Annotated in this window: 11 protein-coding genes; all 11 read right to left on the bottom strand. The window is 62.7% G+C overall.

Annotated elements, in window-relative coordinates:
• Positions 1 to 122 precede the first annotated feature (122 nt).
• The 11 genes from ACR9YP_RS22565 to ACR9YP_RS22515 all read right to left on the bottom strand — a co-directional run bounded on the left by ACR9YP_RS22565 (position 123) and on the right by ACR9YP_RS22515 (position 13,138).
• Positions 123 to 1,271, bottom strand: coding sequence for an ABC transporter substrate-binding protein (locus tag ACR9YP_RS22565; protein WP_474217103.1), 1,149 nt, complete (start codon positions 1,269 to 1,271; stop codon positions 123 to 125).
• A gap of 74 nt (positions 1,272 to 1,345) precedes the next feature.
• On the bottom strand, positions 1,346 to 2,533 hold the full coding sequence (locus ACR9YP_RS22560; protein ID WP_474217102.1) for a xanthine dehydrogenase family Fe-S subunit: 1,188 nt from the start codon (positions 2,531 to 2,533) through the stop codon (positions 1,346 to 1,348).
• Entirely contained in the window at positions 2,530 to 3,366 is an 837-nt protein-coding gene (locus tag ACR9YP_RS22555) for an FAD binding domain-containing protein (protein ID WP_474217101.1), read from the bottom strand. Before ACR9YP_RS22555 ends, ACR9YP_RS22560 begins: the two co-directional genes overlap by 4 nt.
• Complete coding sequence (locus ACR9YP_RS22550; protein ID WP_474217100.1) at positions 3,363 to 5,723, bottom strand: xanthine dehydrogenase family protein molybdopterin-binding subunit; 2,361 nt, start codon at positions 5,721 to 5,723, stop codon at positions 3,363 to 3,365. Before ACR9YP_RS22550 ends, ACR9YP_RS22555 begins: the two co-directional genes overlap by 4 nt.
• Positions 5,714 to 6,604 carry an MBL fold metallo-hydrolase gene (locus tag ACR9YP_RS22545; protein ID WP_438107865.1) on the bottom strand — a complete coding sequence of 297 codons (891 nt, stop codon included), beginning with the start codon at positions 6,602 to 6,604 and terminating at the stop codon, positions 5,714 to 5,716. Before ACR9YP_RS22545 ends, ACR9YP_RS22550 begins: the two co-directional genes overlap by 10 nt.
• Positions 6,605 to 6,655: 51 nt before the next feature.
• Complete coding sequence (locus tag ACR9YP_RS22540; protein WP_474217099.1) at positions 6,656 to 8,155, bottom strand: aminotransferase class V-fold PLP-dependent enzyme; 1,500 nt, start codon at positions 8,153 to 8,155, stop codon at positions 6,656 to 6,658.
• A gap of 302 nt (positions 8,156 to 8,457) precedes the next feature.
• Entirely contained in the window at positions 8,458 to 9,807 is a 1,350-nt protein-coding gene (locus tag ACR9YP_RS22535; protein WP_474217098.1) for an FAD-dependent oxidoreductase, read from the bottom strand.
• 36 nt (positions 9,808 to 9,843) lie between these two features.
• On the bottom strand, positions 9,844 to 10,665 hold the full coding sequence (locus ACR9YP_RS22530) for a creatininase family protein (protein ID WP_438107862.1): 822 nt from the start codon (positions 10,663 to 10,665) through the stop codon (positions 9,844 to 9,846).
• A 28-nt stretch (positions 10,666 to 10,693) separates the two neighbouring features.
• Positions 10,694 to 11,029 (bottom strand): ferredoxin FdxA, encoded by a 336-nt coding sequence (gene fdxA / locus ACR9YP_RS22525; RefSeq protein WP_474217097.1) that lies wholly within the window; start codon positions 11,027 to 11,029, stop codon positions 10,694 to 10,696.
• A 28-nt stretch (positions 11,030 to 11,057) separates the two neighbouring features.
• Complete coding sequence (locus ACR9YP_RS22520) at positions 11,058 to 11,411, bottom strand: 2Fe-2S iron-sulfur cluster-binding protein (protein ID WP_438107860.1); 354 nt, start codon at positions 11,409 to 11,411, stop codon at positions 11,058 to 11,060.
• Positions 11,411 to 13,138, bottom strand: coding sequence for an L-aspartate oxidase (locus ACR9YP_RS22515; RefSeq protein ID WP_474217095.1), 1,728 nt, complete (start codon positions 13,136 to 13,138; stop codon positions 11,411 to 11,413). The genes ACR9YP_RS22520 and ACR9YP_RS22515 overlap by 1 nt, the downstream gene beginning before the upstream one ends.
• Positions 13,139 to 13,192 lie beyond the last annotated feature (54 nt).

Below are 13,192 nucleotides of genomic sequence, written 5' to 3'. Positions count from 1 at the left end.
CATTGAAGCATGAGCCTCGCACCGTTACGACTGCCCCCTTGCAGAGCGGACTCACCACTCTGCAAGCGACACGCGTGGCGTCAGTCGCACCTCGTGCGAGAACGTTCGTCATCCATTGCGAATTAGAGGGCCGGCACCGTGATCTTCCCGTCGGCGATCTGGAGCAGGAACACCCGCGGCGTGCTTTGTCCGCTTTCCCGGCCGGCTGGTCCGACCTTCTCGAAGCTGATGTCCCCGTTCAGGCCCTGAACCTTGACTTGCCACAGCGCCTTGGTGATCGGGGCAGGTTCGGTCGTTCCGGCCTTCTCGATCGCGGCTACCGCGGTGCGGATCCCGTCATAGCCGCGGAATCCCTCGGCGACGCCAGCCGGCGTGAAGCCGCGCTTTTGCCACTCGCCAACCAGGTATTTGGTGCCTTCGGGATTCGGAGTCTCCTCCGGAAACCAGGGCACGAACGTCGCCAGATGCATCGTGTCGTTCGCAGCGGCGCCTGCCTGCTGAATGAGCTGATCGGGATTCTGCGCACCGCCCGTCGTGATAATCCGCTTCTTCATTCCAAGGGCCGCAGCCTGCTTGAAGATCAGAGTCAGCTGGTCCACCGCAGCGGTGACGATCAGCGTGTCGGCGTCCGTGTCCTTCAGCTTGGCAAGTTGGGCACTCATGTCCTGCGCCGACTGATCCATGAACTGGACAGTTCCGACCTGCACGCCGTTATTGCCGAACATCTTGCCGAATTCATCAACCGTGTTGCGGCCCCAATCGTTATTGATGGCAAGGAAGTCCGCTTTCTTGATGCCGAGCTTTCCGACGAGCTTGCCCAAGGCGTCGGCCTCCACCGCGGCGGGCGCCGAAATCCGGAAGACGTAGGGATTTCCCTGCGTCGTAATCTTGGCGGCCGAGGAAGTCTCGACGATCATTGGGATCGCGTATTCGACCAGCTTGGGCATCACCGCGAGAGTGAGATTGGAGCCCCACGCGCCCATCAGAACCGGCGTCTTGTCGCTCGTGATGAGCTTCTCAGCGACGGCTGCGGCTTCCGTCGGATTGCTCTTGTTGTCCTCGATGACCAGCTCGATCTTTTTTCCGAGAACGCCGCCCTTGGCGTTGATTTCGTCGGCAGCGATCCGCGCTCCGCCGACAACGAAATTGCCGGACGCGGCAAACGCACCGGTCAACGGCTGGTTGACGCCTATCTTAATCGTCTGCGCAAGGGCGGCGCCATGAGCGCAAACAAGCGCAATTGCGATCGCAAACATTGTAGTACGTTTCATTCCGCTCTCCAGTCTTACTGTGGTTACACACTTCGGACTCCCCCCGGCGAATGGAGACCGCACTCCAGAAAGTTCTAATCGCCTCCCGTCAACCGTCGAAGCAGACGCTTCGCTTGCGAGCTCACGAGACCCAGGATCAGGGAAAAGGCATTCAAGCTCGACGCCATTCGCGGGTCTGCCGCGGCAGGCGCGCCCGCAAGATGTCGATTGACGTTGCCGGCGAACTCGGAAATCAATCGGCTGGCGAGGTCGCGCACCAGTCCGGGACGACCGACCTGGGCGAGCATGCCTTTCAGGCTGTATCCGATCGTAAGCTCGACGCGCGTCTTGGCCGCGTCGTCGAGAGAAACCACGCGATAGCGAATCTCGCCTTGCGTGGAAGATCGAGAGCGCTGATCCGCTCCCACGCCCACGATGCGGCCGGACCGCGATTCGATATCGCGTTCGATTCGCGCGCTACCGTTGAACGATGCGGTGATCGGTCCGATCTTGACCCGAAACGCGCCATTGACGTGCTCGGGCGTAGCATCCTCGTTGAGCACGGCACCAGGCAGGCAGCTCGCGACCGCCGCAACGTCACCGAAGAAATCGAACACGCGGTCAGGTGCGTGGGCGACATCGAAACGCTGCTCAAAGACGACCGTCGGCGCGAAATCCGGGATCTCGATTTTCGCCGGCGTCACCGACGCCTTCGCGCGCTTCGATTTCCGGTCGGAGACGCTCGCACCGGATTCGTGACCGGCACCGGCGGGTCCAAGCTGCTCGCGGCCGGCGCCCGGGACGGGCGCGATACCACGTTCGCGGCGGCTCGCGATCACCGCGCGTACAGCTCGCACGATCCCGACATAGCCGGTGCATCGGCACAGATTGCCGCTCATCCCAATGCGGATTTGCTCCTCGTCCGCGTCCGGCAACCGCAGCACGAGGTCTCGCGCCGAAACGAGCATGCCGGGCGTGCAATAGCCGCATTGCAGCGCATGCTCGCGACTGAAGGCTGTACGGAGTTCGGCGGCAATCTCGTCTTCGTCCAGGCCTTCGATGGTCGTAATGCTGGCGCGGCCGCAGGCGACCGCGAAAGTGATGCATGATCGCACCGGCATGCCATCGACGATCATGGTGCATGCGCCGCAGACGCCATGCTCGCAACCGGTGTGGGTTCCGGTCAGGTCGAGCTTTTCGCGGACGAAATCCGCAAGATTGGTGCGTGCTTCGATGGCGGCTTCGACGGCGCGTCCGTTGACCGTCAGCGAGAGATTGGTCATGCGGCAGCCTCCATGACGGCGCGGCGCAGCACCGTAAGATGGACCTGCCGGTCACAGGGATCCGACATGCCGGCCTGAAGCAGGAGACGGTCCGCGACCCGGACGTCGAACTGTGCCTTGAACTCGCCGGTGATGCGTCCACCGAAGAGTTCGGCAGCGTCCTTCACGAGCATCGGAGCGGTCTCGGTGGCGCCAATGACGATCCTGGCCGTCCCCGCTTCCGGCTCGATCAGCACCGAGCCGATCGCATGCGCAAATTCGCCGGTCTTGCGACACGCTTTGACATAAGCCCAACGGGAAGATGGACTCGTCGCGGGCACGCGGATCTGCTCTATCAGCTCGCCGGGTTGCAGGGTCGTTTCGAGCGCGCCGACCACGAAGTCGGACATGGCAATTTTGCGCGAGCCCTTGCTGCTTCGCAGAACCGCCTTTGCTCCCAAAGCGAGCAGCGCCGAGATCCAATCCGCCGACGGATCGGCATGTGCAAGCGAGCCACCGATGGTGCCGCGGTTGCGCACCGCGCGATAGGCGATCGCCGCAGCGACCCGGCTCATCGCGCCGCGCGTGACGTCGGGGATACGTCCATCTTCGATATCGGCATGGGTGACGCACGCCCCGATGACGAGTTCGCCTTTATCGGTCGCCGCATGCTTGAGCTCGCTCAACCCAGCGATGTCCATGATGAGATCGGGCGCCGCGAGCCGAAGATTCAGCATCGGCCCGAGCGATTGCCCGCCAGCCATGACCTTGACCATTCCGCTGGCCGATCCGAGCACCTCGAGCGCGGATGCGACATTTGCGGGACGCTCATAGCTGAAGGAAGCCGGTTTCATGTGGCGCTCCGAGCCCGTGCAGCAAGAATGCTTTCGATGACGCGGCGCGGCGACATCGGACTGCGCAGCAGCTCTGCGCCCAGCGGCCGCAGCGCGTCGTTGATCGCGTTGGCGATGGCAGCCGGCGGCGCGATCGCACCGCCCTCGCCGATGCCCTTTGCGCCGAACAAGGTGTATGGCGAGGGTGTCTCGATATGCTCGAGTGTTGGATCCGGTATCTCCGTTGCCCCCGGCAGCAGGTAATCGGCAAGGGTAGTTGCAAGCGGCTGCGCAGCCGAATCGAACGGCATCTCCTCGTAAAGCGCCGTTCCGATACCCTGCGCGAGGCCGCCGAGGATCTGCCCATCGACGACCATCGGATTGACGAGCACACCGCCGTCCTCAACGACCACGTAGTCCAGGATCTTCACGTTCCCGAGCTCCGGATCGACCGCGACCGTCACCGCGTGCGCTGCATAGCTGAACACGCCGGTGTCGCGTTGTGGCTTGTATCCGGCCGTCGTCTCCAGACCAGCCGGATCGACGTCTGCCGGCAAGTCCTGCGGTCGCCGATACCAAGTCTTGGCGATCTCGTCGATCGTGACGCTTCCGCTTGCACCCTCGACCTTTCCAGCACTCAGCCGGACGTCCGACGGATCAAGCTGTAGTAGCTTGGCCCCGATCTTCCGCATCCGTTCGCCGAGTTTGCTGCATGCGCACGACACAGCGCCTCCGGCCATCACCATCGAGCGTGAACCCCAAGTGCCGGTCGAGTAGGGCGTGAAGGCCGTGTCGCCGTGCACCAGCTTGATCCTCGCCAGATCGATGCCAAGCACCTCATGGGCCACCTGCGACAGGGTCGTCTCCATGCCCTGTCCGTGCGAGTGCACGCCCACCTTGATCTCCAGCCCGCCGTCCGGCGTCAGCCTGACATTGGCCTGCTCGTGTCCGGGCACCATCGGAATGCCCCAACCGGCATAGACCGAGGTGCCGTGAGCGGCCTGCTCGCAGTAGATCGCCATGCCGACGCCGATCAGGCGACCGTCCGCTTCGCCCTTGCGCTGCCGTTCGCGCACGGCAGCGACGTCGATAGCGGCGAGCGCCCTGCGCAACGCCTCGGGATAGTCGCCGCTATCGAAGTGCTTTCCGGTGATGTTCTCGAACGGCATCTGGTCGGGACGGACCAAATTCCGCAGCCGGACTTCGCCAGGCTCGAGTCCTGCCTCGGCGGCAATCGCGTCCAACATGATCTCGAGCGCGAAGCAAACGCCGGTGCGCGCGACGCCGCGATACGGCAGGATCGGACATTTGTTGGTGGCGACCGATCGCGCGCTGCAGCGATAAGAAGGCATGATGTACGGGCCGGGCAATATGCTCACGACCTGCCCCGATTCCAGGCATGCCGAAAACGGGTACGATGAATAGGCCCCGGAATCCACGTGAGCATCGCAATCTATGCCGCGCAGCATGCCGTCGCGATCGGCGTAGACCGTGATCTTGTAATGGTGCTCGCGGCAATTGGCGTTCGCGACGAGATGCTCCCGTCGATCCTCGATCCAGCGAACGGGATGACCGCATCGCATCGCCAGCCAGCCGAGGCATACTTCCTCCGGCGACAAAATGCCCTTGTAGCCGAAGCCGCCGCCAACATCGGGCGATACGATCCGGATCTTGCCGTGCTCCAGCCCGAGACAATCCGAAACGCCGCTGCGCACGATGTGCGGCATCTGCGTCGCGGTATGGAGCGTGAGTTGCTCGAACCTGTGGTCGAACGTCGCGACCACGCCGCGGCCTTCCATCGGCGCCATGCACTGCCGGGACGTCGAAATTTCCCGCGTCACCTTGACCGGAGCGTCGAATGCCGCCTCGACATCCCTCTCGTACTTGGACTCCAGGAAGATGTTATCGCCCCATTGCTCGTGAACGAGCGGCGAGCCCGGGTCGCAAGCCTGCAGCATGTCGTACACGGCCGGGAGCTCTTCGAGGTCCAGCGTCACCTGCGCGGCGATATCTTCGGCCTCGGCACGGGTTGGCGCGACGCACATGGCCACGAGCTCGCCGACATAGCGCACCTTGCCGCTCGCGAGCACGGGCTGTTCGGACACCTTGAAGCCCGGCAGTGCCGTGACCGCACGGATCGGCTTCACGTCGGCTAGGTCGGACGCCGAGAAGACAAAGTCGCGGTATTCCTCGGGAACGGAAATCCCCCGGATGCGGGCATGCGCAACCGGACTCCGGACGAAAGCCACGTCCTGCATTCTCGGCAAGCGGATGTCCGCGACATACTGACCGCGGCCGCGCAAATAGCGATCGTCTTCCTTGCGCAAGACGCGCGCGCCGATCCCATGACCGCCCGAGGATTCCAAGGTCAGCCCCATACCGCATCTCCCAGCGCGTTCAGCGGGATCTTGAGGTAGCGCCGGCCATTCCGCTCGGGGGTGGGCAACTGGCCCCCGTTGATGTTGACCTGCAAGGCGTGAAGGATCAGCTTCGGCATCGGCAGCGTCCGATCCCTCGCCTCTCGCATCGCGACGAACTCGTCCTGGCTTTGGCCATGCAGGTGAGGATTGAGGGACTTCTGCTCCCCGATCGTGCTTTCCCAGCGCGGCTCGCGCCCGCCCGGCTGATAATCCTGGCCGGTGAAGACACGGGTGGCGTTGGGCAGTTCGAGAATCTTCTGGATCGACGTCCAGAGTTGCGATGCACTTCCGCCCGGAAAGTCAGCGCGTGCCGTTCCGCTGTCGGGCATGAACATCGTGTCATGCACGAACGCGGCGTCCCCGATGATGTAGGTTATCGACGCGAGGGTATGCCCGGGCGAGAACAACACCCGCGCTTCCATCGAGCCCACAGAGAAGCGCTCGCCATCGGCGAACAGATGATCCCATTGCGATCCGTCGGTGAGGAGACCGGCCGAATTGTAGATATCCCTCCAGAGCTTCTGCACCTCGATGACGTGCTTGCCTATCGCCGTCGGTGCGCCGGTCTTTCTCTTGAGATATTGCGCTGCCGAGAAATGATCGGCGTGCGGATGGGTATCGAGGATGTAGGCGACCTTCAGATTGCGCTCGGCCACATAGGACAGGATCTTGTCCGCGTTGAGCGTCCCGGTCGAGCCCGACTTCTCGTCGTAGTCCAGCACGGGATCGATGATCGCGCACTCCCGCGTGGCGGGATCGGCGACCACGTACTGGATACTCCACGTGCGCGGGTCGAAGAACCCTCGCACATCGGTCTTTCCGGGTTCGGAAACGGGCATCTGTCCTTCCTACGTCCTCTTTTCGCAACGGCCCGCGAAGACCGACTATCGCTACACCGCCTCCGGCAACACCCAGGCTTGCGGATCGACGCTCGCGCGGGGACTGAAGATCGCCCTGCTCGCATCGACGGTATAGTTGCTCGAATAAAGCGTTGCGTTCTGAGAGAGCTCGGCGACGGACTTCAAGATGAACTCGACCTTCTCGTCGGAGAGCAGAACGCTGAAATTGAGACGGGTGAATCCCGGCTTCCGCACCTCGTCGCCGTCGGCGATAGCCGCCCGCAGCTCGCTGGATTCCGCATCATCGATGCACAGCAACCGATGCGCATACGGCCCCGCGCAGGCGCAACCGCCACGCGCCTGAATGCCGTACCTGTCGCTCAGAAGTCGGGTCACGAGCTGCTGGTGAATGTAGCCGCCCTGCCCGTCCTTGATCCTGAACGAGAAGATTGGCAGGCCGGCAGCTTGCTGATTGCCCAGCAGCTCGATGCGCTCGAGCTCTCGCCAGGCGGCCAAGGCCCCGGTCCTGAGGACCGTGTTGAGCATGTCCATGGTAGCCTGGCCGATCGCTTCCTTCACGAGGAAGGCCAATGCAACCCTGATGTCGCCGACGACGTTCGGCGTCCCGCTCTCTTCACGCGCTTCCAGATTGTCGCTGTAATCGTGCGTCGTTGGCGTGACGAACTTCACCGTACCGCCGCCCGGCCAAGTCGGTGTGCTTGCAAGGACGGCGTCTATGCGGACGATCAAGACTCCCGAGGCAGCGGGCCCACCTATGAATTTGTGCGGAGAGACGACGAGCGCATCGATTTCCGCATCGCTCGCCGGCTGCATGGCGATCGGCAAGTAGGGCCCGCCGCCAGCGTAGTCCCAAATGATCTTCGCGCCCGCCCGTTTTGCTCTTCGCGTAATCTCGACGACGTCGGACGTAATGCCCGTAACGTTGGATGCGGCGGAAAATGCACAGACGATCGGGCGGCCTGCCGCTCCTTCGAGCGCGGCGTCGAACTGGACGAGATCGGGACCGCCCGCGGGCGCCTCTTCGATCTCGATGATCTCGGCGCCGCTTTCGCGCCAGGGCAAGATGTTCGAGTGGTGCTCGTAGGGCCCGATGATCACGCGGGGAATGACGCCGGAATTGGTCTTCACCGCGAACAGATTCACCAGCCGATTGAGGCCGGACGTCGCTCCCGACCCGGTGAAGATGACCGCGTACCGCTCATCCGCGCCGCAGCAAGCGGCGACGACGGATCGGGCAGCGCGACGCAGTCTCGTCATCGCTCCGCCGCAATAGGAGGCCTCCGTATGACTGTTCGCGTAATAGGGGAGAACCTTTTCGAGAATGAAGTTCTCGACGACCGACAGGGCACGACCGGATGCGACATAGTCCGCATAGACGAGGGTCTTTGGCCCGAACGGGCCGACGAGCTCCGCATCGTGCCCGATCAAATCGGTCGCGAGCCACGGCAGAAGGTCGCTCCGCGTGAGGCTCCTCCTGAAATCCGCGAACGGATCGGCGGCACCCACAGTCGTTTTGTCTGCTCCGGTCATGCAATCCTCGGTGAAGTCAACTGCCCGGCGGTACAGTAGCCGCGGGAGGCTGGTGGTTGTTCACCGTATCCGCGCCTCTTCTGGCGCTCTTTTCGTTCAAATGAACGACGCATGCGGAAACTGCGATGCACTTGTTCTGACGAAGCAGTGCGGAGCCAAGACGCCCGCGGACCACCTTGGCTGCACGCATCGACGGCTTCGGGACCGCTCAGCGCGCGCGTTGCCACGCGCCAGTTCGGGCCGCGGCGGGATAGCTGAGGTGAAACTGTTCCTGTTCCATCGATCATCAGAACGGGCTCCGGCTAAAGCGAGGCGACGGCCGGCGACTTCGCGGCGCAGATTTGAAGCATGCGATCGATACTGGGGAATTTTCGGCGCGGGGCCCCTTCGGCGGCTGCCTCGATCTCCGCGCGCTCGATCGCTTTCCAATCGGTGAAATCGGTCCATCGGAGCCCGCGGCTCCGGAGAGCCTGCTGTAGAGCAGCGAAACCCGGCTTGCCCGCCGGACTGACCTCGACGCGGATTCGTTCGGCGATCTGCTCACCGTCCGCGCGGTTCGTTCCGATCTTGCCTGAAGGACCTCGCTTCAGCCACCCAACCACGTACAGCCCTGGTTTAATTCGACCATCATCGTTTCGGAGCCGGTCCTTTGTTTCGGAAAGGGCCAGTTCGCCTACTGGACGGGCGCGATAGCCGATCGCGGTGACGATGAGCCCGCAGGGGATCCTGAACAGCTGCCCCGTGCCGATCACGCTACCGTTTTCGACGCGCGTGCGCTCGAACCGAACAGCCTCGACGCGATCCGTCCCCAGCACGTCGTAGGGCCGCGCATTGAACTGAAACTGAATTCGGCGCGACGCGGAGGCAGGATCGGCTTCTGCAAACGCGCGGAAGCATTCGAGATTCTTGACCTTTGCCCGACGCTCCCGAGGAGGGACGCCATCATCGACGCCCTCAGGCATCTGATCGGAGCTTGCAACCGCCACGACATCCTGCAGGTGCCCCAGCTCCTGCAGCTCGACGCTGGTAAATTTCGCGTCGAGCGGCCCACGGCGTCCGACGACGTGAACATCCGTCAGTTTCGAACCCGCGATGCATTGGATCGCATGCTCGGCGATATCCGTGCTGGCGAGCTCGCGGACCGGCCTCGTCAGGATACGCGCGATGTCGAGCGCCACGTTGCCGTTTCCGATAATGACGGCTCCGCGAGCGGAAAGATCCGGATCGAGGTTCGCATGATCGGGGTGCGCGTTGTACCAGCCGACGAATTCCGAAGCACCGTAAACCCCTTTGAGAGTTGCGCCGCGGATATCGAGTTTCATGTCGTGAGGCGCGCCGCAAGCCAGAACGACCGCGTCGTAGACGTCCGCGAGTTCCTCCAGCTTCAGGTCACGATCCAGCTCGACATTGCCCACGAACCGCAGGTTGGATCGGCTTGCGGTCTGCTCGAACGTCTGCTGAATGGACTTGGTCGTCTGGTGATCGGGTGCCACGCCAGATCTGATCAGCCCATAAGGCGTCGGAAGCCGCTCGATCAGATCGACCTCGCAACCGGGACATAGAGCGGCGAGCGCCTCAGCCGCATAGAAGCCTGCCGGTCCGGCACCAACGATCGCGACCTTCAGCGTCGAGAATTCATTGCCGTGCTGCATCCCCAAACCTCCACCCTCGAAAAAGACTGCTATCGATCAGATCGGAATCGGGCACCGATCGCAGACGACGTCGATCTTCTTCACTTGCGCGATAAACTGCTCTGCCCGCGCGACGGTGACGTCCAGGACCGCGCGACCGATCTCGGCCGACGCGGTGCCGGGATTCGAATACGTTCCGTGACCTTGAGTTCGCTTGTAGAATTCATCGGCCGTCGGTTGGCAGAATGCGATGTTCTGATCGAGCGGCGGATCCATGGGAAAATTGCTCGCGAAATCGGCGAGCGGATGCTCGGGCAGGCTCATGATCTTGTCCGCGCGCACCAGATCGGGATGCGCATGCAACATGAATGAGGTTTCGACGTTGCCGGCGTGATGCGATGCGTCTCTCGCATTGCCCGCGGCCTCGCAGACCTCCTTCCGTGCGATCAGATGCGTATCGATGATCGCGACATAAGCCTTCGTCTTGAAGCGCAGCTTCGCCATGGCGATCTGCAGGGGAGGAAGATTTGCCACCCTGTTTCCGTTCACGAAGATGATCTTCCGGAAGCCATGGGAGATCAGGCTCTCGCCGATATCGACCGCAACCTGCGCCAAGGTTTCGGGCCGCAGCGTGATGCCGCCTGGATAAGCCAGATGATGGGGAGACCAGCCGAAGTGCATCGGCGGCGCCACCAGCACGTTCTCTCGGCGCGCGACCATCTCGGACACATCGCTTGCCCAGGCGGTGTCGACGAGCAGCGGCGTGTGATGCCCGTGCTGCTCGGTGGCCCCAATCGGGACCATGGCGAGATCGTCGGTCTCGAGGTACTTGGCGATATTGGGCCATGTCAGTTCATGGATCCAGACGCTTTTTGTCATTGCTCCTCCCACGGATCAGATCCGGCGCTCAGCGAGCCGCCGGCTCGGCGTTGAAATGCGCTTCAAGCTTGCCTTCAGTACCCACCCAGTCCTCGGCATCGTCGGGGACGACGCCGGGCTTGAGGATTTTGGGCCAGACCGCTGCATATTTGCGATTGAACTCGACCCACTGCTGCGCGCCAGGCGCGTTGTCGCGAACGATCGCTTCGGCGGGACATTCGGGCTCGCAGGCGCCGCAGTCGATGCACTCGTCTTGATTGATGACCAGCATGTTCTGGCCTTCGTAGAAGCAGGTAGCCGGACAGGACTGCAAACAGTCCTGGAATTTGCATCGGATACAGGAATCGGTGACGACAAAGGCCATCGGGCCCTCCTTGATTGGAGACGGAGCGCTAGCGCTTTGCGACCAGCACGGCTGACAGGCGTTCCTTTGTGGGAAGGATGTCGGTGACCAGATCGCGAATAACCGGCTTGCCTTCGAGGGGCTCGACCCTCGCGCCCTTCGGCGTCAAGCGCGCTGTGCAAGCGTAAGTGACGTCACCATCGACCATGACGGAGCACTCCTTGCAGGCGTTCGCGTTGATGCAGCTGTAGCGAATCGCAAGCGTCGGATCGACGTGGGCACGAAGCCAGATCAGCGCATCCAGAACCGACATTCCTTCGACATAGGGAACGGTGAAGTCCTGCAGGGTGGAATCCGCATCTCCCGTGCCCCTCATTACCGACAGCGTGACAGAAGTCGTCATCAATTCATCTCGCTTGCGTTGGATTGCAAACCAATGGCGTCCCGCACCAGCGGTATCCATCGGCTGGTGATTGCGTCGCCGTCCAGGCGCAGGACCTGAGTGCGCTCGTAGTCCGCCTGCGTTTCGGGATGATCCAGACGCTGATGAGCGCCCCGGCTTTCGTTGCGATTGAGCGCGGCGAGCGTGATCGCCTCAGCGACCTGCAGGGCGCTCCGCAGTTCGAACCACTCTTCGATCGTCATGTTGTAGGCGCTGCCGGAGCCCAAGGTCAGGCTCGGAAACTCCGCCCGCATCTGGCGGAGACGGACAAGCGCTTCGGAAAGCGATTGCTCGGTACGCGACAGGCCAACCTTCTTCCACATGAGCTGCTGCAGGTCGGTCCAGAGCTGGGCGGTTTGCGCCACAGCGCCATCGCTCGACTGGGCTCGCTGGTCCACGTCACGAAGCACGGCAAGAGCTGGAGCCGCAGCCGCCTCGCTCCAGACGAGTTCGCTTTCCTTAACTTCGATCGCCGCAAACCGGCCGGCGCGCTCTCCGAAGACGAGCGCTTCCGGAAGCGCATTCCCGGAAAGCCGGTTAGCACCGTTCGCGCCGCCGACTGCCTCTCCCGCCGCATACAGGCCCGGCACACCGGACTGCATTTGGCTGTTCACCCAGATTCCGCCCATGTGATAGTGGGCGATCGGCGCGACCTCGACGCACCGCTTGGCCAGATCGATGCCGTTGCGCGCCAGCAACTCGATCGCCGGGCCGAACGCTTCACGCAACTCCGGCTCCGGCACGTGCATGAAGCTGAGATAGGCACCGCCGGACGGCGATCCGCGGCCCGCTTCGTTTTCCTTGACGATGGCATAGGCCGTCACATCGCGTGGGGCCGAATAGACGCCCCCGTCGTTCAGGCCGTAACGCTCGAGGAATTCCTCCATGTTGCCGTTCAGCAGGCGGCCGCCAAGCTTGTAACGAAACGGATCCCACATGATTGGATCCATGCCCACCAGGCGCGGAGCCAGATGCCCGATCGGGAAGAATTGCGGGAATTCCATATCGACCAGCTCTGCTCCGGCGCGCAGCGCCATCGCATAGGAATCGCCGGTCATGTTCAGAGACGCACTGTTACGCTGGAATATCCTGGTCAAGCCGCCAGCCGCCAGGATGACCGCCTTGGCCGCGATCGCGACATGCCGACCGTCGCCTGCGTTGGTACCGACGGCACCGATGACACGCCCCTCGTGCAACACGAGATCACGGATCGATAAATTGCTTATGCGTTTGACGCCCTTTGCGCGCGATACCTGGGTACGAAGTGTCTGGGCGATAGCGGGACCAGTGTCCAGGAAATCGACGTAGACGCAGCGCCTCACACTGTGGCCAGGGGCCCGCACGCCCTTGATGCGCCCTTTCTCATCGCGTGCCCAACCAACGTTCCACGAATCCAGCTCACGAATCCGATCGGGCGCTTCACGGCAGAGAATGCCAGCAAGCTCAGCGTTGCAGATTCCGCGTCCGGCCTTGAGCGTGTCGGCGAGATGAAGATGCCAATCATCCGCATCCAGCTCACCCAGGGCGGCTGCGACGGTCATTTGCGCCATGATGGTCGCGCCGCCGCGTCCGATCAGACTCTTGTCCACGAGAAGAACGGATGCACCGCCTTTCGCGGCCGCCATCGCAGCCGAGATCCCAGCAGCCCCCGCTCCAACCACTAGGACATCCGTCGCGATATCAGGCATCTCAAACCTCTCCATTTTTGATATGTTAGAAATGCCAATCTGACATGTCAACGG

Source organism: Bradyrhizobium sp. BR14999, from assembly GCF_056106085.1.
The sequence above is the reverse complement of the archived record's forward strand: the minus strand, read 5'-3'. Positions and strand labels throughout refer to the sequence as shown.